The sequence below is a fragment of the Phenylobacterium sp. genome, assembly GCF_044358365.1.
Lineage (GTDB): Bacteria > Pseudomonadota > Alphaproteobacteria > Caulobacterales > Caulobacteraceae > Phenylobacterium.
Window position 1 is genome coordinate 1 of record NZ_JBIKNZ010000046.1, and the last position, 25,578, is coordinate 25,578.

Annotated in this window: 23 protein-coding genes; 8 read left to right on the top strand and 15 right to left on the bottom strand. The window is 64.9% G+C overall.

Annotation, left to right across the window (positions count from 1 at the left end; genetic code table 11):
• Nucleotides 1-120: 120 nt before the first annotated feature.
• Together ACIQ3B_RS12560 and ACIQ3B_RS12565 are read right to left on the bottom strand one after the other, a co-directional pair.
• Nucleotides 121-642 carry a TadE/TadG family type IV pilus assembly protein gene (locus ACIQ3B_RS12560; protein ID WP_397403054.1) on the bottom strand — a complete coding sequence of 174 codons (522 nt, stop codon included), beginning with the start codon at nucleotides 640-642 and terminating at the stop codon, nucleotides 121-123.
• Nucleotides 639-1,154, bottom strand: a complete 516-nt coding sequence (locus ACIQ3B_RS12565) for a TadE/TadG family type IV pilus assembly protein (protein WP_397403056.1) — start codon at nucleotides 1,152-1,154, stop codon at nucleotides 639-641. Before ACIQ3B_RS12565 ends, ACIQ3B_RS12560 begins: the two co-directional genes overlap by 4 nt.
• A gap of 147 nt (nucleotides 1,155-1,301) precedes the next feature.
• On the opposite strand from ACIQ3B_RS12565, the gene ACIQ3B_RS12570 reads away from it, so the two are divergent.
• Nucleotides 1,302-2,852, top strand: coding sequence for a pilus assembly protein TadG-related protein (locus ACIQ3B_RS12570; RefSeq protein ID WP_397403058.1), 1,551 nt, complete (start codon nucleotides 1,302-1,304; stop codon nucleotides 2,850-2,852).
• A gap of 146 nt (nucleotides 2,853-2,998) precedes the next feature.
• Nucleotides 2,999-3,238 (top strand): sulfurtransferase TusA family protein, encoded by a 240-nt coding sequence (locus ACIQ3B_RS12575; RefSeq protein ID WP_397403097.1) that lies wholly within the window; start codon nucleotides 2,999-3,001, stop codon nucleotides 3,236-3,238.
• Here the strand turns inward: ACIQ3B_RS12575 and ACIQ3B_RS12580 are convergent.
• The 3 genes from ACIQ3B_RS12580 to ACIQ3B_RS12590 all read right to left on the bottom strand — a co-directional run bounded on the left by ACIQ3B_RS12580 (nucleotide 3,216) and on the right by ACIQ3B_RS12590 (nucleotide 6,306).
• Nucleotides 3,216-4,079 carry a YihY/virulence factor BrkB family protein gene (locus ACIQ3B_RS12580; protein WP_397403060.1) on the bottom strand — a complete coding sequence of 288 codons (864 nt, stop codon included), beginning with the start codon at nucleotides 4,077-4,079 and terminating at the stop codon, nucleotides 3,216-3,218. The genes ACIQ3B_RS12575 and ACIQ3B_RS12580 overlap by 23 nt on opposite strands.
• Nucleotides 4,080-4,368: 289 nt before the next feature.
• Nucleotides 4,369-5,481 (bottom strand): CaiB/BaiF CoA transferase family protein, encoded by a 1,113-nt coding sequence (locus ACIQ3B_RS12585; RefSeq protein ID WP_397403062.1) that lies wholly within the window; start codon nucleotides 5,479-5,481, stop codon nucleotides 4,369-4,371.
• A 57-nt stretch (nucleotides 5,482-5,538) separates the two neighbouring features.
• A complete protein-coding gene (locus ACIQ3B_RS12590; RefSeq protein WP_397403064.1) occupies nucleotides 5,539-6,306 on the bottom strand; it encodes an SDR family NAD(P)-dependent oxidoreductase in 768 nt (255 codons plus the stop codon).
• 116 nt (nucleotides 6,307-6,422) lie between these two features.
• Between ACIQ3B_RS12590 and ACIQ3B_RS12595 the strand changes: the two genes are divergently transcribed.
• Nucleotides 6,423-7,754: a diguanylate cyclase domain-containing protein gene (locus ACIQ3B_RS12595; RefSeq protein ID WP_397403066.1), complete on the top strand. Its 1,332-nt coding sequence runs from the start codon at nucleotides 6,423-6,425 to the stop codon at nucleotides 7,752-7,754.
• A gap of 4 nt (nucleotides 7,755-7,758) precedes the next feature.
• Here the strand turns inward: ACIQ3B_RS12595 and ACIQ3B_RS12600 are convergent, their stop codons facing one another.
• The 4 genes from ACIQ3B_RS12600 to ACIQ3B_RS12615 form a co-directional block, all read right to left on the bottom strand.
• The gene (locus tag ACIQ3B_RS12600; protein WP_397403068.1) at nucleotides 7,759-8,136 is read right to left on the bottom strand and encodes a hypothetical protein; all 378 of its coding nucleotides are present in this window, start codon (nucleotides 8,134-8,136) and stop codon (nucleotides 7,759-7,761) included.
• A gap of 177 nt (nucleotides 8,137-8,313) precedes the next feature.
• A complete protein-coding gene (locus tag ACIQ3B_RS12605; RefSeq protein ID WP_397403070.1) occupies nucleotides 8,314-9,126 on the bottom strand; it encodes an SDR family oxidoreductase in 813 nt (270 codons plus the stop codon).
• A 76-nt stretch (nucleotides 9,127-9,202) separates the two neighbouring features.
• Nucleotides 9,203-12,685: a transcription-repair coupling factor gene (gene mfd, locus ACIQ3B_RS12610; protein WP_397403072.1), complete on the bottom strand. Its 3,483-nt coding sequence runs from the start codon at nucleotides 12,683-12,685 to the stop codon at nucleotides 9,203-9,205.
• Nucleotides 12,678-12,959: a succinate dehydrogenase assembly factor 2 gene (locus ACIQ3B_RS12615; RefSeq protein ID WP_397403074.1), complete on the bottom strand. Its 282-nt coding sequence runs from the start codon at nucleotides 12,957-12,959 to the stop codon at nucleotides 12,678-12,680. Before ACIQ3B_RS12615 ends, mfd begins: the two co-directional genes overlap by 8 nt.
• A 59-nt stretch (nucleotides 12,960-13,018) precedes the next feature.
• On the opposite strand from ACIQ3B_RS12615, the gene recG reads away from it, so the two are divergent.
• Nucleotides 13,019-15,094, top strand: coding sequence for an ATP-dependent DNA helicase RecG (gene recG, locus ACIQ3B_RS12620; protein ID WP_397403076.1), 2,076 nt, complete (start codon nucleotides 13,019-13,021; stop codon nucleotides 15,092-15,094).
• Here recG and ACIQ3B_RS12625 read toward each other — a convergent pair.
• From ACIQ3B_RS12625 to kdsA, 6 genes are read right to left on the bottom strand one after another with little or no spacing between them, the layout of a single operon-like run.
• The gene (locus tag ACIQ3B_RS12625) at nucleotides 15,091-16,182 is read right to left on the bottom strand and encodes a M14 family metallopeptidase (RefSeq protein ID WP_397403078.1); all 1,092 of its coding nucleotides are present in this window, start codon (nucleotides 16,180-16,182) and stop codon (nucleotides 15,091-15,093) included. The genes recG and ACIQ3B_RS12625 overlap by 4 nt on opposite strands.
• Nucleotides 16,183-17,178: an NADP-dependent oxidoreductase gene (locus ACIQ3B_RS12630; protein WP_397403080.1), complete on the bottom strand. Its 996-nt coding sequence runs from the start codon at nucleotides 17,176-17,178 to the stop codon at nucleotides 16,183-16,185. It abuts the gene before it with no gap.
• 19 nt (nucleotides 17,179-17,197) lie between these two features.
• On the bottom strand, nucleotides 17,198-18,304 hold the full coding sequence (locus ACIQ3B_RS12635; RefSeq protein WP_397403082.1) for a DUF3089 domain-containing protein: 1,107 nt from the start codon (nucleotides 18,302-18,304) through the stop codon (nucleotides 17,198-17,200).
• Nucleotides 18,305-18,306: 2 nt separating this feature from the next.
• Nucleotides 18,307-19,308: an ADP-glyceromanno-heptose 6-epimerase gene (gene rfaD, locus ACIQ3B_RS12640; RefSeq protein ID WP_397403084.1), complete on the bottom strand. Its 1,002-nt coding sequence runs from the start codon at nucleotides 19,306-19,308 to the stop codon at nucleotides 18,307-18,309.
• Nucleotides 19,305-20,783, bottom strand: coding sequence for a D-glycero-beta-D-manno-heptose 1-phosphate adenylyltransferase (rfaE2, locus tag ACIQ3B_RS12645; RefSeq protein WP_397403086.1), 1,479 nt, complete (start codon nucleotides 20,781-20,783; stop codon nucleotides 19,305-19,307). The genes rfaD and rfaE2 overlap by 4 nt, the downstream gene beginning before the upstream one ends.
• Before the next feature lie 33 nt (nucleotides 20,784-20,816).
• A complete protein-coding gene (gene kdsA, locus ACIQ3B_RS12650) occupies nucleotides 20,817-21,671 on the bottom strand; it encodes a 3-deoxy-8-phosphooctulonate synthase (RefSeq protein WP_397403088.1) in 855 nt (284 codons plus the stop codon).
• Nucleotides 21,672-21,838: 167 nt separating this feature from the next.
• On the opposite strand from kdsA, the gene ACIQ3B_RS12655 reads away from it, so the two are divergent.
• The 4 genes from ACIQ3B_RS12655 to ACIQ3B_RS12670 are packed head-to-tail and all read left to right on the top strand — an operon-like array spanning nucleotide 21,839 to nucleotide 25,430.
• Nucleotides 21,839-23,050, top strand: coding sequence for a class I SAM-dependent methyltransferase (locus ACIQ3B_RS12655; protein ID WP_397403090.1), 1,212 nt, complete (start codon nucleotides 21,839-21,841; stop codon nucleotides 23,048-23,050).
• 44 nt (nucleotides 23,051-23,094) lie between these two features.
• On the top strand, nucleotides 23,095-24,096 hold the full coding sequence (locus ACIQ3B_RS12660) for a cysteine synthase A (RefSeq protein WP_397403092.1): 1,002 nt from the start codon (nucleotides 23,095-23,097) through the stop codon (nucleotides 24,094-24,096).
• Nucleotides 24,093-24,929 carry a 3-mercaptopyruvate sulfurtransferase gene (sseA, locus tag ACIQ3B_RS12665; protein WP_397403093.1) on the top strand — a complete coding sequence of 279 codons (837 nt, stop codon included), beginning with the start codon at nucleotides 24,093-24,095 and terminating at the stop codon, nucleotides 24,927-24,929. The genes ACIQ3B_RS12660 and sseA overlap by 4 nt, the downstream gene beginning before the upstream one ends.
• A 57-nt stretch (nucleotides 24,930-24,986) precedes the next feature.
• The gene (locus ACIQ3B_RS12670) at nucleotides 24,987-25,430 is read left to right on the top strand and encodes a GNAT family N-acetyltransferase (protein ID WP_397403095.1); all 444 of its coding nucleotides are present in this window, start codon (nucleotides 24,987-24,989) and stop codon (nucleotides 25,428-25,430) included.
• Nucleotides 25,431-25,578: the final 148 nt, after the last annotated feature.

A 25,578-nucleotide genomic window follows, 5' to 3' on the forward strand; every position in this document is an offset into this window, starting at 1 on the left:
CCGAAGATCACATGACAGAGGATGACCCATGCATGCCGGCCTCCTTCACCAGCATGCAGCTTGAATCACTCCATCACTGATTTGGGAATCCCTCCCGATTCACAGCGTAGGGAAACCGCTCTAGGAGACCTTATCCACTTTCACTGTCAGGCGAGGCCGCACATAGGCGTGACGTTTAAACCGGATGATCTCGGGCATGAAGAGACCAAAGGTAGGACGGTAGTCATAGACAACGTCGGTGACGATCACGCTCTCGTTGGCCGCGAGATACCCCGAAGGCACGCTGGGGCCATCCGAAGAAGTGTACCCCTTCTTGACTGTCCAGTCGGTCGAAACCGATCCTGATCCATTTGCGCTCAGGCTCGAGACCCGCTGCTGAACGCTGGCGTTGGGATAGGGGTAGATCATGGACACGCTGGCCTTGAGGATATCGTCCAGTTCCTCGGTGGTAACCGTCCGGTTCTGGGCGGTGATATCGGCCATTGTGGCCGCGATGTGCGACACCTTGCGCTGGGCCTGATAGGCGCCCAGGGCCTCCACGGCGGCCATGTGAAGGATGAACAAAACCGGGAAGATCAGAGCGAACTCAAGGGCTGCAGCGCCCTGCTGGTCGCTCAGCCCGCGCTTGATGAAGGCCATCATGCGAAAGGCTCGTTTTTGAAGGTGACCCGTGAACCCAGGGTGACGCTTAAAGGCCCAGGCCGCTCGTAGGCCTTGGCAATGAACGGCGTCATCAACGGCCAGACGTAGTTGGCCTTCACGATGATGATGTCCTCGGCAGCGCCCTTGTTGAACTGGCCCGCAGGCGGAGCGGCGACCACCGCGTTGGCGTCCGTAAAACGGTCGAACCGCTGGACGCTGATGGTTAGCCGATCCCGACAATTGGTCACGTTGCCGCCCAGCTTTTCGCAAACCTGTTCCTCGAACGCGGCCGCACTGGCCGGAGCATCACCGCGTCCCGTGCGGATCATCCGGGAGGTCTCAAACACGGCGTTGTCCAGGCCGCTGCTCATCATGCCCAGCATGCCGACCTCGATGATCGAGAATAGAGAAAGGAACAGCACCGGAGCGACAAAAGCGAACTCGATCGCTGTGGCGCCGCTCCTGTCACGCAGAAAGGCCTGCGGACCCTTGTGAGATCGTGTGTGATCCATGGCGCCAACTTGAAGCGGACGAGTTAACACCCGGTTAATTGCCTGACATTTACAGTAAATTGACGTTAACAATTTGAAATAACCAGAGATTACCTCTCTTTCAATATTCTTCCGGCTAGTAACGGTGTTTCCGTCAGGATGATGCGCATGAACAGGTCTGTATCCACGGTAGCGCGGCGGCTGCTCAATGACAGGCGAGGCAACGTCGCCATAGTCGCCGCCATCAGTATGGCCCCGATCTGCATGGCCAGCCTGGGCGCCGTGGACCTGGCGCGCGCGACCAGCGCCAAGTCCCAGCTTCAGGACGCTCTGGATGCGGCGGCGCTCGGCGCAGCAAGAACCAACTCCACCAACGACGCCGAGTTGACAACGGCGGGCAACCGCTACCTCGCCCAGAACTTGAAGCTCACCGAGGACTTCACGGTTTCGTCGTCATCGTTCCGGATCGGCGACAATGGAAAGGTCATCGCAAACGCGGCCGTTCAGGTGCGGCCGTTCGTCGCCGGCCTGCTGACCGGTGGAAACATGACCGTCGCCGCGACTTCCGAGGTCGTTCGCGCTGACATGGAGGTCGAGATCGCCCTGGTGCTCGACAACACGGGCTCCATGAACGAAGGCAGCAAGCTTTCGGACCTCAAGGACGCCGCCAAGGAATTCGTGACCAGGATGGAGGAGGCCGCGGCCAAGAGCGTGACCCCTAATCCGATCCGGATCTCCATCGTCCCTTTCTCAAGCACGGTCCGCGTCGACGGCGCCGCCTACCGTAATGCCACCTGGATGGATCAGGCGGGCACGGCGCCGATAAACAATCAGATCTTCACCACCGCAAGCGGGACCCAGTTCGCCAATCGCTTCACCCTTTTCAATACGATTGCAACCAACTGGCGCGGGTGTGTGGAGATGCGCGAGGCGCCCTACGACGTGCAGGATACCCCGCCGACTACGGGCGCAACCCTGTACACCCCCTACTTCGCTGTGGACGAGCCCGACAGCAAGACCAGTGGGTACGGGGACGACTATCAGAACAACTATCTCTCAGACGGCACGAGCAGTTCCAACTGGAGGGTCCGGCAAGGATCGGTCACCAAGTACAAATCGAGAAGTGGTCTATCGACAAGCTTTGGCCCCAACCGCGGATGCAGCCTTCAAAAGCTGGTGCGACTGACCACAGATTTCTCCACGCTGCGCTCCGCAATCAACAACCTGAACGCTGATGGCAACACCAATATTCTGATCGGGATGGCGTGGGGCTGGAACACCCTCACGCCATTCGCGCCGTTCAGCGACGGGGTCGCCTACGGTACCCCCAAGCACAAGAAGATCATCGTGCTGATGACTGACGGTGCGAACACCCTGAGCCAGCGCGACACGCCCAACGACGGCACCTACTCCGGCGCCGGCTACATCTGGCAGGGGCGCGTCCTGAAAGCGAACGACGCGCCGCTTCAGCAGGGCGCATCCGAAGCGGAACGCACCGAGGCCCTGGATTCCCGACTGGCCAAGATCTGCACAAACATGAAGGCAAAGGACATCGAGATCTATACGATCCGCGTCGAAGTCGGCGAGGGCTCCAGCGAGCTCCTGCGGACCTGTGCGACCGGAGCGGACTACTTCTACGACGTCAGCAACTCATCCACCCTGACCCAGGTGTTCCAGAGCATCGCCGGCCAGATCGCGGCCCTTCACCTCTCAAAGTAGAACGTTTGGATCACTGATCGCATAAGTCGTATCGAAGTATACACCCCAGATGTATGGATGAACCCGCCTGTTTGTCTGTAGCGAATGAGTCTATCTGAAACGGTCAGGCTCTGGCCGGACCGCAGGCGCCGGTGTATGCGGCGGGGATGGCGGCGGCGGAAATCCTGGTCGATGCGCGGGGGCACCACTGTCCCGTGCCCACGTTGAGGCTCAGACGCGCGCTGGCCGCAGCGCCGCCTGGCGCCCGTATCCGGTTGCTAGCGGATGACCCCCTAGCACGGATCGACGTGCCGCACTTTGCCGCAGAAGTCGGCGCCACAGTGTTGGAACAGTCCGATGACGGCGAAACGCTGAGCTTCCTGGTCAGCCCCCGCCCGAGCCGGTGACCCCCCGCTCGGACGCGAGCGGAACCCGGCGGCGCCTCAAGGCCAACTCGACCTCCGTCGCCAGGGCCCCGCCAAAGAAGAGCGCGTTCACGTTCCAGGATAGCCAGATCAGGAAAATGACGACCGTCGCCACAGATCCGTAGGTCGCGCCCAGTTCAGCGATCTGCTCCACATAAAATCCAAGCCCCCATGACGCGAAGATGCAGAGGCCAGCCGCAGCCGCACCGCCGAGCACGGAGGCCCGCCAGTCGACGGGGTCGCGCGACATCGCCCAGCGATAGATCAGGGTCATGCCCCCCGTCATTCCGGTGCTGGCCCAGGTCCACTCGCTGTAGAGCCAGAGCGCGCCTTTGAGCGGCCTCAGCTCAAAGGTTTCGCCCAGAATCCTGAACGCGAAGAAGACGGTCGACAGGACGCCCAACGCGGCCATGGCGGCCACAAGGACCACCAGCGCCAGCAGATTGAAACTCAGGAACCCGCGTTGACGTTCCTCATCGTGAATGAACGAGAGCCCAGCCAGCAGGGCCTTGAACCCGCGATGGGATGCATAGGCCCCCACCACCAGCGCCACCCCGCTCTGGATCGAAATGCTGCCGCCCGGAGCCTGGGACAACCGGACCATCTCACTCTGAAGGATCAAGCGCGCCGCGTCGGGCATCACCCGCGCCAGGGCCTCGCCCTGCTCAGCCACCCGGGCGGGATCGGATAGCAGGCTGTAGAGGCCCATGGCGATGGCGATCGCCGGGAAGATCGCCAGCATGATGAAAAAGGAAACGCCGCCGGTGTAGAGCATGACATCCCGCCCCCACATCCGCGACAGCGTCCGGCCCAGAACGAGCACGACGTTGCGCAGACCCTCCGGGACACAAAGGCGCCACGAGCCAGACGCGGAATTATGGTTGTTCATCGGGACAGGGACTCGACTCAGGCCGGTTCATGACCTGCGCCAACCATAACGGCGCGCCACCCGGGTTAGTAGGTGGCGCGCCGCCGATGGGGGTTTGCGTCCATCCGGACCGGCCGCCACTTCGAGGGACGGGAGAATACGACGACCGATCCGTTGAAAAATCTAACCAGTCGTCGCTGAACCGGGGCTGAACACGCGCGTCAGGCACGCGACCAGCGCGGCTTCAGGCGAGCGCAGCGATCTCGGCTTCCGTGAAGCCCCAGTCGGCCAGGGCTTCGGTGTTGTGCGCGCCGATAGCGGGCGGCGGCCCCTGAATGACGCCGGGGGTCTCTGAAAAGCGTGGCGCAGGCGCGGGCTGGGTGACCCCTCCTAGCTTCACAAAGGTCTGGCGCGCGGCGTTGTGCGGATGGTTCGGCGCTTCGTCCAGATCTAGCACTGGTGCAAAACAGACATCCGTCGCCGCCATGATGGCCGTCCATTCCGCCTGGGTCTTTGTAGCGAAAACAGCGGCCAGTTTCTCGCGCAGGTCGGGCCAGATCGATCGATCCATCTGTCGCTGGAAATCGGGATCGGTGATGCCGGTCTTCTCCAGCAAAAGTGCGTAAAACTGCGGTTCGATAGAGCCGATGGAGACCCACTTTCCATCAGAGCATTGGTAGGTGTCGTAAAAGTGAGCCCCGCCATCAAGCAGATTGGCGCGACGTTCCTCCTGCCAGATGCCGGAAGCCTTCATGCCGTAGAACATGGCCATCAAGGAGGCCGACCCGTCGCTCATGGCGCAATCAATGACCTGGCCCTTGCCAACTTCCCGCGCATGAATGATCCCGGCCATCAGGCCAAAGGCAAGATAAAGGGCGCCGCCGCCGAAATCGCCGACAAGGTTCAAAGGCGGAACCGGCTTGTCCTTGGTGCCAATGGCGTGAAGCGCGCCGGTGATGGCGATATAGTTCATGTCATGACCGGCCGCGTTGGCATATGGACCGGTCTGACCCCAGCCAGTCATGCGACCATAGACCAGCCGGGGGTTCCGTTTGAGCGCCACGTCCGGACCGAGGCCGAGGCGTTCCATCACGCCGGGTCGGAAACCCTCGATGATCGCGTCGGCCGAGGCCATAAGCTTCAGGCAGGCCTCAACCGCCTCAGGGGTTTTCAGATCCAGAGCCACCGAGCGTCGACCGCGTGCGGTGATATCAGATGGAGCGCCACCTCGCCCGCCCTTGCGATCAACCCGCACCACATCGGCGCCAAGGTCCGATAGCAGCATGCCGCAAAACGGACCGGGGCCGATGCCAGCGAACTCGACGATCTTCAAACCGGTAAGCGGGCCCTGGCGCATGATGTCCTCCGAAATCCTTGAATGATCTAGGCGTCCTGCCCTTTGGTTAGCCAAGGCCTAGCCGCCACCGGGCAATGATTGCCCGTCGTCGACAGTAACAATGCTGCCAGTCATGGCCCGCGCCGCTGGACCAACAAGCATCATGAACGCTGCGTCGAGATCAGAGGCGTCCATCAGGCGGCGGCGCGGAAAGTCCTTGAGTTGGCGCTGCCCCCCCTCTGTCGGCCACCAGGTGTCGTTGATCGCAGTCTCGATGTAGCCTGGACAAAGGGCGTTGACCGCGATCCCTCGACGCGCCCACTCGCGCGCCATACTGCGGGTCAACATCGCCATCGCGGCTTTCGAGCCGCAATAGGCCGAGAGCCCTGGCAGCACAGTGTGACTTGCAATGGAAGCGATGTTCAGAATCCGCCCCTCGATCCCGGCTGCAATCATTCGCCGCGCCGCCTCCCTGGCCGCGAAAAAGGTTCCCCTCGCATTGACGGCAAACGCAGCGTCGAAATCCTCGACAGAAACATTCAGCGCCAGACCTTCGCCGCCGACACCCGCATTGTTCACGAGGATATTCATCGGTCCGAGTTCACCCTGGATCTGGTCCAGGATTGGTCCGATTGAGGCCGCATCCGCCACGTCCATCCGAACGGCGATCGCCCGCACACCCGCTTTGGTCAGGGCGCCGGCCTGCGCCTGGATCTTGTCCACCCGCCGCGCCGTGAGGGCCACCGCAGCGCCATTATCGGCGAGGAGTTGCACAAAATGCGCACCCAGACCGCCACTTGCCCCCGTCACTACCGCCACGCTTCCGGATAGATATCCCTCCGACACTGCCCACTCCTTCACAATGAAACGCTTCCGCAACCAGCGATAAGCTATGAGTCACTGATTCCGGCCTCCAATGATTCCCCGACTGTGGAGGCATTTGGCCGCTATGGGATAGAGAGATGACGGCAGGCATCAATGCCCGGGTTCTGATCGTCGCAAACGACGATACTCTGGCTGGCGCCCTGGCCGAGGGTCTTGACCGGCTGGGTTGGCGGACGATCACGGCGCGCCACGAAGCAGCTGCAGCCTCCGCGCTGGCCGATCTCCAGATCGAGGCGGCAATTGTGGATCTCGCTGGCCTTGGTGACGATGCGATCGGGCTGGCAGCACGACTTCGGACAGCATGCGCACCTCGCAAGCTTCCAATTCTGGCCATGAGCCCGCCGGATCCGTTTCAGAAGGACCGTGGATACGACCTCGTTCTCAGCGGTCCGATCGACCCGGCCCAAGCCGTGATGCGCCTGGAATCACTGGTCCGCACTGCCGTCGCCGAGGAGGAGTTCGATGTCCGCTTCGAGACTTTTGCGGAACGTGGCCATAATCTTGAGACCCCGGAGAGCGACGCCTCCCCCTATCGTGTACTGGCGATTGGCGAGCCCGCCCCGCAGTTTCTGGCCCTGTCAAATGCACTGACACGGAATGGCGCGGAGGTGGTGGGAGCCTTCACCGCCTTCACTGCGTTTGACTATCTGCATGAGAAGCAGTTTGACGCGGTGGTGCTTTGGGCCGGAGACAACCCGCATGAAGCCCTTTCCATCGCTGCGGGGCTCCGTCGGAATACTCGACTCTATCACACGCCAGCACTGCTCTACATTAAGGCGCACTCGGTAATCACCGCCTCAGAGGCCTATCACCGCGGGATCTCTGACGTCGCCTCGCCAGAGACCCCTGAAACAACTACGGCCTTGCGCGTGGTGGAACTAGCCCGGGCGTTTCGTCGACAAAAGTCGGTGCGTGCAGCGCTTGAGCGCGCTCGCACCTCCGGGCTCATGGATGCCGCTACCGGATTGTTTACGCGTGACCTGTTCGCCAGCCACCTGATGCGGTTGGCCCGCAGCGGTGAAGCGAGGAACCGTGCGCTCAGCGTCTGCATGCTCAAGGTCTCTGAAAGACCTGATCTGCAGGCCCCGCGAGCCGGTGGCTGGGTGGCCCGGGCTATCCCTCAGATCGGGTCCATGATCGGCCGCCTCGTCCGCGTCGAGGACACAGCCGCACGACTGGCGCCGGAGGTGTTCGCCCTGGCGCTACCGGCGACCAGTCTGCAATCCGCCCGGGCGGCCGGCGAGCGCATTGCTGCGGTGATTGGCTGCACCGCTTTTGAAGCTGGGCAAGGCGCGACGCCCTTTGTCATCGACTTCGAGCTGGGTGTGGCAGAGGTGTCGTCGCCCGAAGGCGTGGGTCGGGCGCTGGAGCAGGCGGCCGCCATGGCGCAACCCCTCAAGACGGGTTGACCGCTTACTTGGGCTGAGGCGGCGGGGCTGGGCGGGTGGCCTGAGGGCGCTTGAACATTGCTCCAAGGGCTGTTGCCCGGCGGGTCAACTCGCCACCGCACCGGGTGAGTTCGGCTTGAACCAGAGGTCCGGTGTTGAGGGTCTTGCTTTCCGACAGCATCAGCCCTTCAAGCCTGGACGTAGCCCCGCGTCCTTCCATCTTGCCGAGAAAGTAGAATATCCCCTGTTGCGCCTTGGGGGCATCCTTCGGATCCCGGCCGGCGAACGTCAGAGCGATCACACAACGCGCGTCGGCCTTGTCGGCGACGGTCTGGGCGTAGGCCGGTGAGGTTGCGGACATCAGGCCGGCCGCCCCGATCAGGGTCATGAGAAGTTCGCGCATGCAGGGGCCTCAAGGTTGGAAGAGCCCGACTCCGCCGGGATTATGGCCGCTGTTGCACTGCGGCGATGAAAATCGTCTGAACCGACCGAACTGTTACGCTCTGAATTTTAGACAAACAGCCTGTTTATCGGATCCAGTTGAGTTCATCTAAAGCGGGCTGGCTTTCCCGGGTGGCTGTCAGTTTGTGACCAGACCGGCCTTGAACATTTCGGCCCAGCGCGTCCGGGTTTCCTCGATGCGGGGCAGGATTTCCTGGAGCATCGCTTCGGGCGCCTCGCCGACGGGGTAGTGAAGGGCGTCATCGTGCGCCGCGCGCCAGATCACCTCGGCGGCCTGTTCCACCGGAAGTCCGCCGCCCATTCCCTGGGTTATGGCTTCGCGGAAGTTGGGGCCGCCCGGCGCGGAAGCCTTGTCCAGCAGGGGGGTCTCGATCACTGTGGGCTCAACGCAGGAGACCCGGACGCCGGATCGCATGAACTCGATGTCGAGGGCTTCCGAGAGCCCGCGCACGGCGAACTTGGTCGCGGAGTAGACGGCCAGCCTGGGGGATCCGGAGAGTGACGCAAGGGAAGCGATGTTGATGAGGCGTGATCCCGGCGTGTGCTTGAGGCGTTCGTGACCGAGGTAGGCGCCCAGAATCACGCCGCGCAGGTTGATGTCGATCTGATCGTCGAAATCCGCGCGGCCCTGTTCGGTGAACCAGCCGTAGCGGGCGATGCCGGCGTTATTCAGCAACACGTCGAGCCGCCCGCCGCTCGCCTCCATGAAGGCGTCGAGCGCGCGCTCCCACTCGTCTTCCTTCCGGACATCGTGGAGGACGGTGAAACCGGCGTTGTCGCCGCCGATGGCCGCCAGCGCCGTCTTGAGGCCGGGGCCGTCGATGTCAGACAGCCCGACCAGCCAGCCTTCGGCGGCAAATCGTTTGGCGGCTGCCAGGCCGATGCCGCTGGCCGCACCGGTGATGAAGATGGCTTTGCGGTCGGTAGGCATGGCGGGCTCCGGCTTTGGTGACGGCTGACGTTAGACCCGAACTGCGGCAGGATCACCCTTGACGTAACGGCGCCTTTCAGGCCGCCAGCTTCGCCAATTCGCTGAGCACCCGTTCAGCCGCATCCAGACGCTGCCTGGGGGTTTCCCACTCGCCCTTGACCACCACCTTGTTGTCCGGACGAATCCGCCAGGCGACCTGGTTCCTGGCGATGAAGCCAACCAGACCGGCAGGGTTCTTGAAGTCGTCGTTGCGGAAGGTGACGACCGCGCCCTTCGGCCCGACATCAATCTTGGAAACATTGGCCTCGCGGCACAGACCCTTGATCGCCACGACCTTGAGCAACTGGCCAGCTTCCGGCGGCAGCGGTCCGAAACGGTCGATGAGTTCGGCAGCCAGGGCTTCACGATCCGCAGACTTCTCGGCGTCGGACAGACGACGATAGAGCGAGAGGCGCACATTGAGGTCCGGAACATAGTCCTCCGGGATAAGTACGGCGGCGCCGGTATTGATCTGCGGCGACCAGCCCCGGTCGGCGACCTCTTCCGCGCCAACCCGAGCGCGCAGCTCGTTGACGGCGTCTTCCAGCATCTGCTGATAAAGTTCCACGCCGATCTCGCGGATGTGGCCCGACTGCTCTTCGCCAAGCAGATTGCCGCCGCCCCGGATATCCAGATCGTGGCTCGCCAGCTGGAACCCGGCGCCCAGACTGTCCAGCGACTGAAGCACCTTCAGACGACGCTCTGCCGAAAGCGTGATCTGCTTCTCGGCCGGCGTGGTCATGTAGGCATAGGCCCGCGCCTTGGATCGACCCACCCGGCCCCGCAGCTGGTAGAGCTGGGCCAGGCCGAACATGTCGGCGCGGTGGATGATCAGGGTATTGGCGGTGGGGATATCCAGGCCGCTTTCCACAATCGTCGTAGAGAGCAGGACGTCGTACTGTCCCTCGTAGAAGGCGCTCATCACGTCTTCGAGCTGGGTCGGCGCCATCTGGCCATGGCCCACCACGAACTTGACCTCGGGAACCTGCTCGCGAATGAAGCGCTCGAGATCGGGCAGATCGCTGATCCGCGGTGCGACAAAGTAGGCCTGCCCGCCGCGATACTTTTCGCGCAGCAGGGCTTCGCGCAGGACCACTGGGTCCCAGGGTGTGATGTAGGTGCGCACCGCAAGGCGGTCCACCGGTGGCGTCGCGATGATCGACATCTCACGGATACCGCTCAGCGACATCTGGAGTGTGCGCGGGATCGGTGTGGCGGTGAGGGTCAGCATGTGCACATCGGCGCGAAGCTGCTTGAGCTTCTCCTTGTGCTTGACCCCGAAGTGTTGCTCCTCGTCGACGATCACCAGTCCCAGGTTAGCGAAGCTGACCTGCTTGGACAGCACCGCGTGGGTGCCGATGACAATCTCAATTTCACCCTTGGCAAGGCCTGCGCGCGCCTCATTGGCCTCCTTGGTGGGCACCAGGCGCGACAGGCGGCAGACCTTTACCGGCCAGCCCTGGAAGCGTTCCGAAAAGGTCTTGAAATGCTGGCGCGCCAGCAGGGTGGTCGGCGCCACCACGGCGACCTGCTGGCCGCTCATGGCCACGACGAAGGCGGCCCGGAGCGCCACCTCGGTCTTGCCGAAACCGACGTCGCCGCAGATCAGGCGATCCATCGGCTTGCCGGCGCCCAGATCCTCCAGCACATCGCCGATGGCGGACAGCTGGTCGTCGGTCTCTTCGTAGGGGAACCGGGCGCAGAATTCGTCGAACAGGCCGCTGGGCGGCTCCACGGGATCGGTGATGCGCGTCGCGCGCTCGGCGGCGATGCGGATCAGGCCGTCGGCCATCTCGCGCAGACGTTCCTTTGCCTTGGCCTTCCGGGCCTGCCAGGCCGCTCCGCCCAGCCGGTCGAGCTGCACGCCCTCCCCTTCAGCGCCGTAACGCGTCAGCAGGTCGATGTTCTCGACAGGCAGGTAAAGCTTGGCGTCACCGCCGTACTGGAGTTCCAGCGTGTCGTGTGGCGCGCCCTGCACATCCAGGGTCTTAAGACCTACATAGCGCGCAATCCCGTGGTCGATGTGGACGACCAGATCTCCCGGCGTCAGAGCCGAGGCCTCCGCCAGGAAATTCGCGGCGCGACGACGCTTGCGCGGGCGGGCAAGCCGGTCGCCGAGGATATCTGTCTCGGAGATCACCGCCAGGGTGTCGGTCTCGAAGCCGTAGTCCAGGGGCAGAACGACCCGCTGAGGTGTCTTGGGATCGGCGGCGCGGGCGGCGTCCCAGTAGGGCGCCAAAGGCAGGGTCTTCAGGCCGTGATCGGCCAGCATGTGCATCAGCCGGTCCGACGATCCGTCCGACCATGAGGCGAACAGCACGCGCTTTCCGCCAGCCGACAACGTCCTGGCGTGATCCACCGTGGCTTCAAAGAGATTGACGCTGTCCAGCTTGCGCTCGGCGGAGAAGTTGCGACCGGCCCTGGCGCCCATGTCGATGACGGCCTCGCCTTCGGCCTCGTTGAATGAGGAAAGCCGGCGGGTCGCGCGCACCGCCAGGGCCTGAGCCCATTCGGTGTCTTCCAGATAGAGCCGGGCAGGCTCGAGGGGATGGTAATGGCCCTTGCGCTCAACGTTAGCGCGCGCATCGAAGGCGTCCCGGATCATCGCCAGCCGTTCTTCGCGGGCCTCGCGGGCCAGGTGATCCAGGGTGATGGCGGTATTGGCCGGCAGATAGTCGAACACTGTCGCCAGTCCCGGGTAGAACAGCGGCAGATAGTGCTCCATGCCCGCGCGGCGCCCGCCAGCAGAAACGGTGTCGTAGAGCGGGTCGCCGCCGGGCGCGCCGAAGGTTTCCAGATAACCGGTCCGGAAGCGGCTGATGCTGTCCTTGTCGAGCAGGGCCTCGCTGACCGGCTTCAGCGACACTTCCTTCAACTGCCTGGTTGAACGCTGCGTCTCGGGGTCAAAGGCGCGGATGGATTCCAGGGTGTCGCCAAACAGGTCGAGGCGAACCGGCTCGTCCGCCCCGGGCGGGAAAACGTCGATCACGCCACCCCGGATAGCGAACTCGCCCTTCTCCGAGACGGTGGAGGCGCGGCTGTAGCCGTTGACCGAGAAATAGGCCTCGAGATCGGCGATCTCGACGGTATTGCCGCCACGCGCGGAATAGCTGGCCCGCTTTACGGCCTCCAGCGGTGGAACCCGCTGGATCATCGCCGGGACTGTTGTCACCAGCAGTCGCGGCTTGGCGTCCAGTCCCTCGGCCAGCCGGGACAGCGTCGCCATCCGCTGGGCCGACACACCCGCCGATGGCCCGACGCGGTCATATGGCAGGCAGTCCCAGGCCGGCAGGGTCAGGATTTCGATTCCCTGACCGAAGAACTGGAAGGCGTCCACGAAGGCCGACAGCCGCCCGGCGTCACGGGCCACGAACACGGACAGCCCGCCCCTCGCCCGCACCAGATCAGCCAGCACCAGGGCGTCGAAGCCCTCGGGCGCGCCGACGAGGTCCAGGCCGCCGGGATAATCGGCGACACGTCTGAGCTGGGCCTGACTGGCGGGCCGGTTCCCGTCAGCCATTCCCGATCGCCTTGTGCGCAATGTCGCGATAGGCCTTCAGCCGATCCATCAGGGGGCCGTCGAAGGCGGCGGGCGTAGGCATGCGCTCCAGGATCCAGCCGTAGAGATCGTGGTCCGGCTGATCCAGCAGCACCTCGAACAGGTCAAGGTCCGCGGCGCTGAGCGACGAGACATGCAAATCCGCAAACGGCCCCAGGATGAGGTCCGCTTCCCGGAAACCCCGCCGCCAGGCGCGGAGTTTCAACTTCTTGTGGCGTGCTTCGTTGCTGCTCATCGAGAGCTGGCGGATATAGAGCGGCGCGAGCCTGTGCGCCAGTCGACTATCGTTTAATCATGCGGCCTGAGATTCTTTTCCCGTTGTTCTCGCCGGTCACGTCCCTGAAGGGCGTGGGTCCGCGCGTGGCGCCGTTGCTGGAACGCCTGGCAGGACCGCTGGTGCGCGATGTCCTGTGGCTGCAGCCGCACTCTGTCGTCCGGCGGACGCCTTCGGTGATCTCGGCGGCGCTGGACGGCGAAGTGATGACCTTCGAGGTGGTGGTGGAGTCCCTGCAGATTTCCCGATCCGCCGCCCGACCTACACGCATAAGGGTATTCGATCAGACCGGGTTCATGAGCCTGGTGTTCTTCGGCGCCTATGGCAGCCAGCTTGAACAGCGCCATCCGGTCAATGCGCGCCGGGTCGTATCGGGAAAGGTCGAGCTTTCCCAATACGGCCTGCAGATGGTGCATCCGGACTACATGGTGGCGCCGGAAAAGGCCGGAGACATTCCGCAGGTCGAACCGATCTATCCGGCCACCGAGGGCCTGCCGCCACGCCGGGTGCGCGGGTTCGTCGTGGAGGCCCAGTCGCGCGCGCCGGAGTTGCCTGAGTGGCAGGACCCGGCCTGGCTGGCGCGGGAGCAGTTTCCGGCCTGGCGAGAGGCGCTGGAGCGCCTGCACGCCCCGCAGAACGAGGCGGACCTCTCCCCGCTCAGCCGCCATCGGCGGCGGCTAGCCTATGATGAGTTGCTGGCGCATCAGCTGGCGATGGCCCAGCGCAAGGCGGCGCGGCGGCGGGAGCCCGCTGCGCGGATTGTGATGGGTGATCTGGGCGACCGGATACGCGCCGGTCTGCCCTTCCGCTTCACCGCCGCACAGGACCGCGCGCTGCACGAGATCAGGAGCGATCTGATCGCCGGCGAACGCATGAGCCGACTGGTTCAGGGCGACGTCGGATCGGGCAAGACGGTGGTGGCCATGTGCGCCATGGCCGATGTGGCGCGAGCCGGCGCCCAGAACGCCCTGATGGCGCCTACCGAGATCCTGGCCCGGCAACACTTTGAAACGATTTCCGGTCCGCTGGCGGCGCACGGCATCGGGGTGATCCTGCTGACCGGTCGCGACAGGGGCGCCGCCCGCGCCGAAAAGCTGAGGGGGCTCGCCACCGGAGCGATCAAGGTGGCGGTTGGCACACACGCGCTGTTTCAGGACGACGTGGTCTTCCAGAACCTGCAGATGGCGGTGATTGACGAGCAGCACCGGTTCGGGGTGGCGGAGCGGCAACGACTGCAGGCGAAGGGCGAGAGCGTCCACGTCATCGCGATGTCCGCCACACCCATTCCGCGGACCCTGGAACTGACGATGTACGGCGACCTCGACGTCAGCCGCATCGAGGAGAAGCCGCCCGGCCGTACGCCGGTCGCCACGCGGGCGGCGCCGATGAACCGGCTGGACGAGGTCGTTGCGCGCCTGAAGGATGCCGCGGCCGGTGGGGCGCAGGCCTTCTGGATCTGTCCTCTGGTCTCGGAATCCGAGCTCAGTGATCTGGCCGCCGCGGAAATGCGGGTGATCGCGCTCCGTGAGGTGATCGGCGCAGGCGTCGGCCTGGTGCACGGCAAGATGCCGGCTGCCGAGAAGGACGCCGTCATGGCCGACTTCGCCGACGGGAAGCTGTCGGTGCTGGTGGCGACCACGGTGGTGGAAGTCGGCGTCAATGTGCCGAACGCCACGATCATGGTGATCGAGCAGGCGGAGCGCTTCGGCCTGGCGCAACTGCATCAGCTCAGGGGCCGCGTGGGGCGCGGCGTCCGCGAGAGCGCGTGCGTGTTGCTGTATGACCCCCCCCTGTCAGAGACCGCGCAACAACGCCTCGACATCCTGCGCCGCACCGACGACGGGTTCCTGATAGCGGAGCGGGATCTCGAACTGCGCGGCGGGGGCGATGCGCTGGGCCTTCGCCAGTCCGGCCTGCCCGACTACGTCTTCGTTGACGTCTTTGCGCATCGGGACCTGATCGCCGTGGCCGGCGATGACGCGCGACTGATCATCGCCCGCGATCCGGATCTGACCAGCCAACGCGGGCTGGCGCTCAGGACCCTGCAGGAACTCTTTGACTGGAAGGCCGGAGCCGGATTGAGGGACGCGGGTTAGCGCGCCCCCGTGATCGCGCGCTTCAGTCCGGCCGCAGCCTGCCGCGCTGCGATCAAAGACTGGCCCAGCACCATGCCGCGCCAAAGGTCATCATCAACGTAGAAGGCGGCGCGAATCTGCGCCTTGATCCCGGCGGCGTCGGGACCCAGCGGATCGCCACGCGCGTGCAGCCAGTTGTCGGCGCGCAGGGCATCCATCACCTTGGTGGTGTCGACGGTGCCATATTCCAGCGCAATGCCCGTGACGCAGGCGTGCGACAGAAACGCTGGAATGGCGCCCAGCCAGTCGCCGGCCAACTTCGCCGAAACCGAATCGCCCCCCTCAATGCTGGCGGCGGCCGCCCCGTGCCAGGCGGCGGCGCGACGGTAGGCCTCTGTCTCTGGCCCGGCGCTGACAATCTGCTCCGCATAGCCGACCGGACCCAGGCCCGTGTGGTAGTCAATGATCCCGATGTCGGAGGCTGCGGAAAGCCGCTCGCGGAAAATGGCCTCAAGCGTCCGACGTGACCAGGTCTCGGACCGGCCACCGTAGAATATCCCGTCCGGATGAGCGTATTGGCCCCCGCTCAAGGCCTGCACTATGGCTGGAAACCCGTTTTCGCGCGCATAGGCCAGGATGGTGGCCCGCGAGGCGGCCTGGGCCTCCGCCGACCAGGATGCCGGCGTGACAGCCTCGGCGAGCCGGTCGTACTCCGGATTGGCAGGGAGCGGCGCGGAGAAGTCGATGAAGTTGCGATTCAGATCGACATTCTCGTGCGTGACACGACGGCTCCAGGCGAAGCCGTAGGGGTTCAGCCCGTGAACCACCAGGGCGGCGACGCCGGGCGCCAGACGGGCCGCCTCGCCCCTGCGCATCCAGTCGATCTGTGCGCCCGAGCCGCAATGGCCCTCGACCCCGTGCGTCGCCGACACAAGTACAAGGACCGCCTGCGCGTCAACTGGACCAAACCACGCCACATCCGTCGTCAGCTCACCGCCGTCGGGACCACGCTCGGGGTGGGTGTAGCTCGACAGGGAGCCGCCTGCGCCCGCCGTCGCATCACGAAACTTCTGTCGGGCAATTTCGTAGGTCGGGCTGAAGACGGACATCTAGACCCTCACCATGCGCTTGCCGCGGTTCTCACCGGCCAGCAGACCGATCAAGGCGCCAGGAAGGCTCTCAAGGCCTTCCAGGATGTCTTCCTGAACCTTGAGGCGGCCATCGGCCACCCAGGCCTGGAGATCTGCGAGTGCGGCCTCGCGCTTGTCGTCGAAATCCATGACGACGAAACCTCGCAGGTTCAGCCTCTTCGTCACGATCAGCCCAGGGATCCCCCGCGGCCCATGCGGCGGCGGTGCGCCGTCGTATTGCGAGAGGGCGCCGCAGCACGCGATCCGGCCAAAATTCTTCATGGCGAAGAGGCAGGCCTCGAACACGTCGCCGCCGGTGTTGTCGAAATAGACGTCGATGCCATCGGGGACCGCGGCGCGCAGCCGACGTTTGAATTCCGGGGATTTGTAATCCACCGCCGCGTCGAACCCGAGCTCCCCGGTCAGCCACCGGCCCTTTTCCTCGCCCCCGGCGATACCGACCACCCGGCACCCCTTGATCTTCGCGATCTGGCCCACGATCGAGCCGACCGACCCGGCGGCCGCCGACACCACCACGGTCTCGCCAGCCTTCGGCTGTCCGCACTCCAGCAGCCCGAAGTAGGCCGTGAGGCCCGCAATGCCATAGACGCTGAGCAGGTGGGTCTCGGGCTTGAGCGCCGGCAGTGCGGAGAGGTTTTTGCCGGGCATGACCGCATACTCCTGCCAACCCGCATCGGCGAAGACCAGATCGCCGGCCTTCAGGTGCGGCACGTGAGACACCAGCACCTCCGAGAGGCCGCCCCCCGCCATCACCTGGCCGGAGTTCAGCGCCGAGCGGTAGGTCGCACCCTGCATCCAGGCGCGATTGGCGGCGTCCAGCGATATGTAGCGGGTCTTGAGCAGCACCTCGCCATCGCCCGCCACCGGGCGATCCGCCACCTTCAGCGCAAAATGGTCCGGAGCCAGCTTGTCGCCCTGCGGCAGACGATCCAGCACGATCTGGCGGTTGGTCATGGCGTCTTTCCCTGTCGGTCTATTGTTGGCCCTGTTGTCGGGCATTCCAGGCTGCAAGGCGAGCCTTCGAGTCAGCATCGAGATCCGCATAGAACAGATTGAACCCCGGAACCTTCCGGCGATCCGCCCAGCTGCCGCGTTGCTGCAGGTCTGCGGACCTGGGTCGGCTCACGACAAGGACGCCATTCCTGCATTGGGCCGAAACCTTGCGCATCATGAAGGCGGGGCGTGCGCCCCACTCCAGCCCGGTGGCGTTCGCCGCGCCCAGGTGCAGTCGGGCCGCCGCCGGCTGATCGCTCACCGCGCCTAACAGGGGGTTGAAACACATGGCCGGACGCGAGCTCAGGTTCACCAGTTCGCCCTGGGTATTCCAGACCAGCGCCCGGTCCCGCAAATGTTCGGACGCCTCGAAATCACCCTCACGCACGCTGGCCCAGGCCGCGAGGCAGCCCGCCTCTCTCCGCTCGACGCAGGGCAGCAGCGGCGGGTTCTCCGCAGGCACGATGGTCTCGATCAGATAGGCCGCAACCAGTCGGGTCTCCAGCCGGGGATCGTTGACGAATTCCTCGGAGAGAAGCCGCGCGGCCAGCGTGCCGCCCTGCTCCACACCCACGATGTAAAACGGCCGACCGCCGTTGTCCCGGGCGAGATAGTCCCGGAATGCCCGGCGCACATCAGCATAGGCGAACTGGCGCGCCTCCCGCGCGTCTTCGCGCAGGGTCGTAAGGCTGTAGAGGCTGGCTTGCCGGTAGCGCGGGGCGAAAACCCGACCGACGCCGACGAAGGGCCCCACATAGTTGGGCGCCATCACCTCGCGAAACTGGGCCGCCGCTGCGGGGTGGTCGATCCGGGCGTTCCAGTTTCGACCGCCGTCATAGGTGGTGGGCGCCACAAAGAAGATATCGGCCTGCCGGGTCGATACCGACGCAGGGCGAAGATACCATGCGCTTGCCAGGGCGTAGTCAGGCTGCGGCGGAGGGCTGTAGGTCTGGAACGGCACTTTCGGATCCAGCACCGTGGAGACCAGATCGCCCCAGAACGCGAAGACCGCCGCCGCCAGCAGCGCCAGAAGCCCCAGGGCTCCTGGTAAAAGCCATCCCCGGCGGCGTGGAGCGGGGCTCTCCATGGTCAGCGATAACGATCCGGCTGGCTGAGATAGCGCCCGACATAGTCACTGATGCCGTCCTCAAGCGAGGTCAGGCCTGCGGAATAGCCCGCCTGGGCCAGCCGCTCCATCCGCGCCTCTGTAAAGTACTGGTACTTGTCGCGGATCATCGAGGGCATAGGCGTATACTCGATCAGGGGCGCCTTGCCGGCCGCCCTGAAGACCTCGCGCGCCATCTCCTCGAAGCTGCGGGCCTTGCCCGAACCCAGGTTGTAGATTCCGCTGACATCCGGGTTCTCCAGCAGCCAGCGCACCACATCAGCCACATCCCGGACATAGACGAAGTCACGTTGCTGGCCGCCATGCGGCACGTCTGCACGATAGCTCTGGAACAGCTGGACCATATGTCCCTCGCTCACCTTGGGCCAGATCTGCGAGGCCACTGAACGCATGGCGTGTTTGTGGTCCTCGTTCGGACCGTAGACGTTGAAGAACTTCAGGCCCACCCACTGGGGCGGAGCGTAGTCCCGCGACGCCTGGCGCGCGGCGAACAGATCGAACAGCGCCTTGGACCAGCCGTAGGTGTTGAGCGGCTGCAGTCGCGCCAGCGCCTCATGGCTGTTGTCGTCGTCGAACCCGTGCTCGCCGGCGCCATAGGTCGCCGCGGAGGAGGCGTAGACGAACCGGCGCTGGTGGTCGGCGCACCAGCGGAACAGGTCGCGGCTGAGGGTGAAGTTGGAGTGGATGATCTTGTCGGCGTCCGGCTCGGTGGTGGACGAGACGGCCGCCATGTGGACCACCAGTTCGACGTCGCGCCAGCGCTTTTCCAGCCAGTCGAACATCTGGTCCGGCGCGACGAAATCGCCGATCGGATGTTTTGCGATGTTGCGCCATTTGCCCAGATCAGCTTCCCGCAGGCGGTCGCAGACCACGACATCAAGGTCACGATCCTGCGCCAGTCGGGCGACGATGTTGGAGCCGATGAACCCGGCCCCGCCCGTCACAAAGATCAATTTGCGGCTCAAGCGCTGTCTCCCGGTTTCGTGGCCCGCGCGATGGCGGCCGTGGTGGAATAGCCTTCCACGATGGCGGCCAGCCGCACCTCGCCGCCCCAGGCCTTGACCAGATCGCCACCGACCACCTCGCCTACGGCATAGTCAGCGCCCTTGATCAGCACATCCGGGCGCGCGGCCTCGATCAGCTTGATGGGCGTCAGGTCCTCGAACGGCGCCACCAGGTCCACGCTGCGCAGCCCGGCCAGGACCAGGGCGCGGGATTCCAGATCGTTGACGGGTCGCCCCTCCCCCTTCAGCGCGCGCACCGAGGCGTCGGAGTTCACGCCGACGATCAGCCGGTCACACCAGGTCCGCGCCTGGGCCAGATAGGCCACGTGACCCTTGTGCAGGATGTCGAAGCAGCCGTTGGTGAAACCGATCCTGAGCCCCTGGGCGCGCCAGCGGGCGACAACCTCGGTCATCTTGCGGATCGTGGCGACCTTGCCTTCAACCTGGGCTGGGTGGGCCGAGAGCACGGCATCGACCAGTTCGTCGGGAGAGACGGTTGCGGTGCCGGCCTTGCTGACGGCCACGCCCGAGGCCAGTTGAGCCAGGCCGATGGCGTCCTCGATCTCCGCGCCGGCGGCCAGGGCCAGACCGATGGCCGCAAGCGCTGTGTCGCCGGCGCCCGAGGCGTCGAACACTTCCCTTGGCGTTGTCCGGAAGTGGCGCACAGGCTTGCCTCGCAGGCCGAGCGACACGCCCTTGGCCGCGCGCGTCACCAGGACGCCCCGGGTCGCCCAGAGATCCAGGGCACGGGCAATGGCGGCTTCCAGCTCGGCGTCGGTCTCGGTTGGCATTTCGGTGGCGTAACCCAGTTCCGCAGCATTGGGTTTCACCAGGTCGACATCACCATAGCGGGCGAAGGAGCGGGCCTTTGAGTCCACGATCAGCCTCGCGCCTGTCTCTGCGGCGACCTCACGGGCGGCGGCCACGACCGCGTCGGTGACAACGCCCTTGCCGTAGTCGGATAGCAGGATCACCCCGGCGCCTCGGGCTGCGTCACGCAGGGTGCGTATCACCCGCTGCTCCACCTCGCCGGTGACGGGTCGGCTTTCCTCCAGATCAACGCGGAGGAGTTGCTGACCGCCGGACACGAACCGGGTCTTCAGCGTGGTGGGGCGCTCGGCGTCAGTGACCAGATAGCCTTCGATGCAAGGGCTCTCCTGCTCGACGAGGCGCGAGGCTTCGTGGGCTTCGGCGTCGGCGCCCACCAGACCCACCAGGGCGACGGCGCCGCCAAGTGCTGCGACATTGCGGGCCACATTGCCAGCGCCGCCCAGCATCTTGAGCTCGTGGGTGCGGGCCAACACCGGGATCGGCGCCTCGGGCGACACACGGCTGACCCCGCCATAGACAAAGCGGTCTATCATCAGGTCGCCAATGCAGGCGACACGCTTGCCGGGGACCTCGCTGAGGAGGTGCTGGAGGGCGGCCAGATCCATGTGCTTAGCCTGTGCGTTGACTGGCCCGACCGGTCAAGCGGCGTGGACGGCTTCGTGGACCGCCTTGAGCTGTCGCAGCAGTCCGGCCGCGGCTGTCAGGGGCAGTGCGCTGGGGCCATCGCACAGCGCCCTGTCGGGATCGGGATGGAACTCCAGGAACACGCCGTTGGCGCCGGCCGCCACGGCGGCGCGGGCGATCACCGGCACACCCTCTCGACGCCCGCCGGTGGTCGCAGCATTGCCACGTGGGTCGGCGCCGGGGAGTTGGACCGCATGGGTGGCGTCGATGGTCACTGGCACACCGAGGTCCTTCATCTGCTCGATGCCCAGCATGTCGACCACCAGGTTGTTGTAACCGAAGGACACCCCGCGCTCGCAGAGGATGGTGTGTTCGCCCGGAACCGCCTCGCGGATCTTGTCGATGATGCTGCGGGCGTCACGGGGCGCCAGGAACTGACCTTTCTTCACGTGCAGCAGGCCACCGGCCGCAGCTGTCGCCCGCGCGGTCGCGACCACCAGATCGGTCTGGCGGCACAGAAAGGCCGGGATCTGAACCAGATCGGCGACGCTGGCCACCGGCCCGGCCTGGTCTATCTCGTGCAGATCGGTGCAGATGGGAACATCAAGCTCGGCCTTGATCCGCGCCAGCATATTCAGCCCTACCTCGAGGCCCGGGCCGCGATAGCTCTGGATCGACGAGCGGTTGGCCTTGTCGAAACTGGCCTTGAACACGAACGGAAGCGCCAGGTCCGAACAGATTCTCTTGAGCTCGCGCCCGACCTGCATCGCCAGATCGACGTCCTCAAGGACATTCAGGCCGGCGATCACCACCAGCGGGTGGCCATCGCCAATCGAGAGGTCCCAGCGCTTGAGAGTTAGGGTGGCCATGGTCTTTCCCGGAGCGAGCGTGCCGCTGTTTGGGGCGCCCCGCGACCGTTCTCAAGCCTATTCACATGAGCGACGCGTCCCAGCGAGGGTCTTGACCGTACTTCTGGGGCAGCCGATAGGCGAACCGCCTTAGGTGCTATCCTGCGCATGCGGCTGGGAGAGTGTGTATGAGCGTGGGCTCACAGACAGTGGACCTGAGCGGCGCGCCAGCGACGTTTCGGTTCGCAGCCCGTGTGATGGTGCAGAACTGGTGCATTGGAGTTTTGACCCTGGTGCTGCCGGATGGCCGCGAGATCCGGCTGGAGGGCGAAACGCCTGGACCGGAAGCCCGGCTCGTCGTTCGTGACTTCCGTTTCATCAATCGGGTTCTTGCAACTGGTACGATCGGGTTCGGCGAAGGCTATATGGCCGGCGAGTGGGATACTCCCGATCTGTCGCGGGCGCTGGAGGTGCTGGCGGCGAATTTCGCGCGGTTTGAGGGGGTGTCGTTCGGCAATCCCTTCATGACCGCCGTCAACCTGATCGGCCACGCTCTTAAGTCGAACAGCCGAGGCGGATCGAAGCGCAACATTTACGCCCACTATGATCTGGGAAACGCCTTCTATTCCCGCTGGCTGGACACCTCGATGACCTATTCCGCCGCGCGGTTTGCGCGGCCAGGCGAGCCCCTGCCGGAAGCCCAGGCGCGCAAGTACCGGACCCTGGCCCAGACCATGGATCTGCGCCCCGGCCACGATGTTCTCGAAATCGGCTGCGGCTGGGGCGGTTTTGCCGAGTTCGCCGCCCGCGACGTCGGCGCGAATGTCACCGCCATCACCATTTCGGAAGCCCAGTACAAGTTCGCCAAGGAGCGGATCTTCAAGGAAGGCCTGAACGAGAAGGCCGACATCCAACTTATTGATTATCGTGATGTTCAGGGGTCCTTCGACCGCGTCGCCTCGATCGAGATGTTCGAGGCAGTGGGCGAACGATACTGGCCGACCTATTTCGACAAGGTCCGCAACAGCCTGAAGCCCGGCGGCCAGGCGGGCCTGCAGATCATCACCATCCGCGACGAACTGTTCGACCACTACAAGCGCACGCCGGATTTCATCCAGAAGTACATTTTCCCGGGCGGCATGCTGCCTTCCGAGGAACGCTTGAAGGCGGCTACCGACAAGGCGGGGCTGACCTGGGGCCCGATCTCGCGATTCGGGGTCTGCTATGCCGATACCCTCGCCGAATGGGCGCGCCGGTTTGAGGCGGCCTGGGACGACATCACCCATCTGGGCTTTGATGAGCGGTTCCGGAAGCTCTGGCGCTTCTACCTCAGCTATTCCGAAGCCGGTTTCCGCACCGAACGAACCGACGTTGTGCAGCTCAGTCTGGTGAAAGCCTGACCTGACCCCTGTTCGCCGTGGGTGCGTCTGGTTAGATAGACGCCATGGACGTCGCCCAAAGCATTCTGGACCTGATCGGCAACACGCCGCTGCTACGCCTTCGGCACGCCAGCGAAATGACCGGCTGCGAGATCCTCGCCAAGGCCGAGTTCATGAACCCCGGCCAATCGGTGAAGGACCGCGCGGCGCTGCACATTGTGCGCGATGCTGAACGCAAGGGCCTGCTGAGGCCCGGCGGGCGCATCGTCGAGGGCACCGCCGGCAACACCGGAATTGGCCTGGCCATGGTGGGCAAGGCCCTCGGCTACGCCTGCACCATCGTGATCCCGCGCACCCAGAGCCAGGAGAAAAAGGACGCGATCCGGCTGTTCGGCGCCGATCTGGTGGAGGTGGATGCGGCCCCCTACTCCAGCGAGATGAATTATGTGAAATATTCCGGGCGTCTGGCGGCAGAACTTGATGCAAAGGAGCCGGCCGGAGCCGTCTGGGCCAATCAGTTCGACAATGTCGCCAACCGTGACGCGCACGTCGAGAGTACCGGCCCGGAGATCTGGCGGCAGACCGACGGCAAGGTGGACGGCTTCATCTGCGCCGTGGGCTCAGGCGGCACCCTTGCCGGTGTGGCCCAGGCGCTTCGGGCCCGGAACCCGGACGTCAGGATCGGGCTGGCTGACCCCCACGGCGCGGCGCTCTACGCCTATTACACCGAAGGCGCCCTGGCCTCGGAGGGCGGCTCGATCAGCGAAGGCGTCGGGCAGGGCCGGATCACGGCCAACCTCGAGGGCCTCAAGGTCGACCACGCCTACCGGATCTCCGACGAGGAGATGCTGCTGACGATCTTCGATCTTATGGAATTCGAAGGCCTGGTGATGGGCGGTTCCACCGGCATCAATGTGGCCGGCGCGATCCGGATGGCGCGGGACCTGGGGCCCGGCCATACCATCGTGACGATCCTGTGTGATCAAGGCCAGCGCTACCAATCGAAGATCTTCAATCCGCTGTTCCTGCGGGAAAAGGGTTTGCCTGTGCCGGGTTGGCTCGAATGACCGATCCCGTCGTTTCCACCGCATGGCTGGCGGCACGGTTGGGAGATCCCGATCTGCGGATCGTGGACGCGACCCTGCCCCTGGTGGGCCAGCCCGGTCATGGCCGGGACAGCTACGCGGTCGGCCATATCCCCGGAGCCGTGTTTTTCGACATCAACGCCATTGCCGACACCACCACGGACCTGCCGCACATGTTGCCGACCGCCGGGGCGTTCAGTCACGCGGCCGGGGCGCTGGGACTGACGCCGGACGCAACCATCGTGGTCTACGACGCCCACGGCATCTACTCGGCTCCACGTGTGTGGTGGACGCTGCGGATCATGGGATATCCGAACGTCTTCGTGCTCGACGGCGGGCTGAAGGCCTGGCGCGCCGAGGGGCGCGCCATCGAGACAGAGGAGCCCGCGCCCGTTGCAGCGAATGTGATCTCGAAAGTGGATCCGGCGCTGGTCGCAGATCGACATGATGTCACGAAGGTTCTGGCCGACGGTGCTGCTCAGGTGGTGGACGCCCGCTCATCCGCGCGCTTCCGCGGCGAGGCGCCGGAACCCCGCGCCAGCCTGCGCTCCGGGCATATGCCGGGCGCCCTGAACGTGCCGTTCAACGAGGTGGTTGCGGCTGATGGAACCCTGAAGCCGGTGACCGAACTCCAGGCGGTGTTCGCCCACGTGGACCTGAACCGCCCCATCATCACCACCTGCGGCTCCGGCGTGACCGCCGCCGTACTGGCGCTGGCCTTGGCCCGCCTGGGTCGTCCGGACGTGGCCATCTATGACGGGTCGTGGACGGAATGGGGCGGCCACCCCGATACCGTCGTCGTCACCGGAGCCTGATCCATAGACATTCGCCCAGCCTGCGAGGCCGACCTGGCCGAGTTTCCGCGGATCGAATTGTCCGCTGCCTCGGCCTTCCAGGGGCAGGATGTCCCGGCATCGCTGTTTTCCGACTTCGCGCCCCCGGAGGCCTACCGGCCTCACCTACTGAGCGGAACGCTCTGGGTGGTCGACGTCGCCGGCCGTCCCGGCGCCTTCCTGGCGGCGCTGGCGCATGACGACCGGCTGCACATTGATGAGCTCGACGTGCTGCGTGAGCATCAGGGGCGCGGCATCGGCCGTCGGCTGCTGACCCGTGCCATAGAGCATGCGCGCGCCCGGGGCTTTGCGCGCCTCAGCCTGACCACGTTCCGCGCGATTCCCTGGAATGCGCCGTTCTACGCCAGCCTCGGGTTTGTCGAATGGGACCCGAGAGACGCGCCCGAGAGCATCCGCAAGACGCTGGCGAAGGAAGTTGCCTTCGGCCTGAAGGACCGCAGCGCCATGCGGCTGGAGCTTTAGGGCCGTACTCTCCACCGCTCATCCCCTGAGTTCTCAAACGAAGTGCAACACTCTGGCGAGGGAGTGTTGCCATGGGATGCCGCTACCAGCAGCTCGATCTGGAAGAGAGATGTACGATTGCCCGCCTTCGCGAAGGCGGGCAATCGAT

Excerpts from the sequence above, each read along its gene's own strand:
- ACIQ3B_RS12570 (WP_397403058.1), top strand. The coding sequence starts at position 1,302 with ATGAACAGGTCTGTATCCACGGTAGCGCGGCGGCTGCTCAATGACAGG.
- recG (WP_397403076.1), top strand. The coding sequence starts at position 13,019 with ATGCGGCCTGAGATTCTTTTCCCGTTGTTCTCGCCGGTCACGTCCCTG.
- sseA (WP_397403093.1), top strand. The coding sequence starts at position 24,093 with ATGACCGATCCCGTCGTTTCCACCGCATGGCTGGCGGCACGGTTGGGA.
- ACIQ3B_RS12630 (WP_397403080.1), bottom strand. The coding sequence starts at position 17,178 with ATGACCAACCGCCAGATCGTGCTGGATCGTCTGCCGCAGGGCGACAAG.
- ACIQ3B_RS12560 (WP_397403054.1), bottom strand. The coding sequence starts at position 642 with ATGATGGCCTTCATCAAGCGCGGGCTGAGCGACCAGCAGGGCGCTGCA.
- ACIQ3B_RS12595 (WP_397403066.1), top strand. The coding sequence starts at position 6,423 with ATGACGGCAGGCATCAATGCCCGGGTTCTGATCGTCGCAAACGACGAT.
- ACIQ3B_RS12585 (WP_397403062.1), bottom strand. The coding sequence starts at position 5,481 with ATGCGCCAGGGCCCGCTTACCGGTTTGAAGATCGTCGAGTTCGCTGGC.
- kdsA (WP_397403088.1), bottom strand. The coding sequence starts at position 21,671 with ATGGCCACCCTAACTCTCAAGCGCTGGGACCTCTCGATTGGCGATGGC.
- ACIQ3B_RS12655 (WP_397403090.1), top strand. The coding sequence starts at position 21,839 with ATGAGCGTGGGCTCACAGACAGTGGACCTGAGCGGCGCGCCAGCGACG.
- rfaE2 (WP_397403086.1), bottom strand. The coding sequence starts at position 20,783 with ATGGATCTGGCCGCCCTCCAGCACCTCCTCAGCGAGGTCCCCGGCAAG.
- ACIQ3B_RS12575 (WP_397403097.1), top strand. The coding sequence starts at position 2,999 with ATGGCGGCGGCGGAAATCCTGGTCGATGCGCGGGGGCACCACTGTCCC.
- ACIQ3B_RS12600 (WP_397403068.1), bottom strand. The coding sequence starts at position 8,136 with ATGCGCGAACTTCTCATGACCCTGATCGGGGCGGCCGGCCTGATGTCC.
- ACIQ3B_RS12635 (WP_397403082.1), bottom strand. The coding sequence starts at position 18,304 with ATGGAGAGCCCCGCTCCACGCCGCCGGGGATGGCTTTTACCAGGAGCC.
- ACIQ3B_RS12605 (WP_397403070.1), bottom strand. The coding sequence starts at position 9,126 with ATGCCTACCGACCGCAAAGCCATCTTCATCACCGGTGCGGCCAGCGGC.
- ACIQ3B_RS12660 (WP_397403092.1), top strand. The coding sequence starts at position 23,095 with ATGGACGTCGCCCAAAGCATTCTGGACCTGATCGGCAACACGCCGCTG.
- ACIQ3B_RS12625 (WP_397403078.1), bottom strand. The coding sequence starts at position 16,182 with ATGTCCGTCTTCAGCCCGACCTACGAAATTGCCCGACAGAAGTTTCGT.
- mfd (WP_397403072.1), bottom strand. The coding sequence starts at position 12,685 with ATGGCTGACGGGAACCGGCCCGCCAGTCAGGCCCAGCTCAGACGTGTC.
- ACIQ3B_RS12565 (WP_397403056.1), bottom strand. The coding sequence starts at position 1,154 with ATGGATCACACACGATCTCACAAGGGTCCGCAGGCCTTTCTGCGTGAC.
- ACIQ3B_RS12615 (WP_397403074.1), bottom strand. The coding sequence starts at position 12,959 with ATGAGCAGCAACGAAGCACGCCACAAGAAGTTGAAACTCCGCGCCTGG.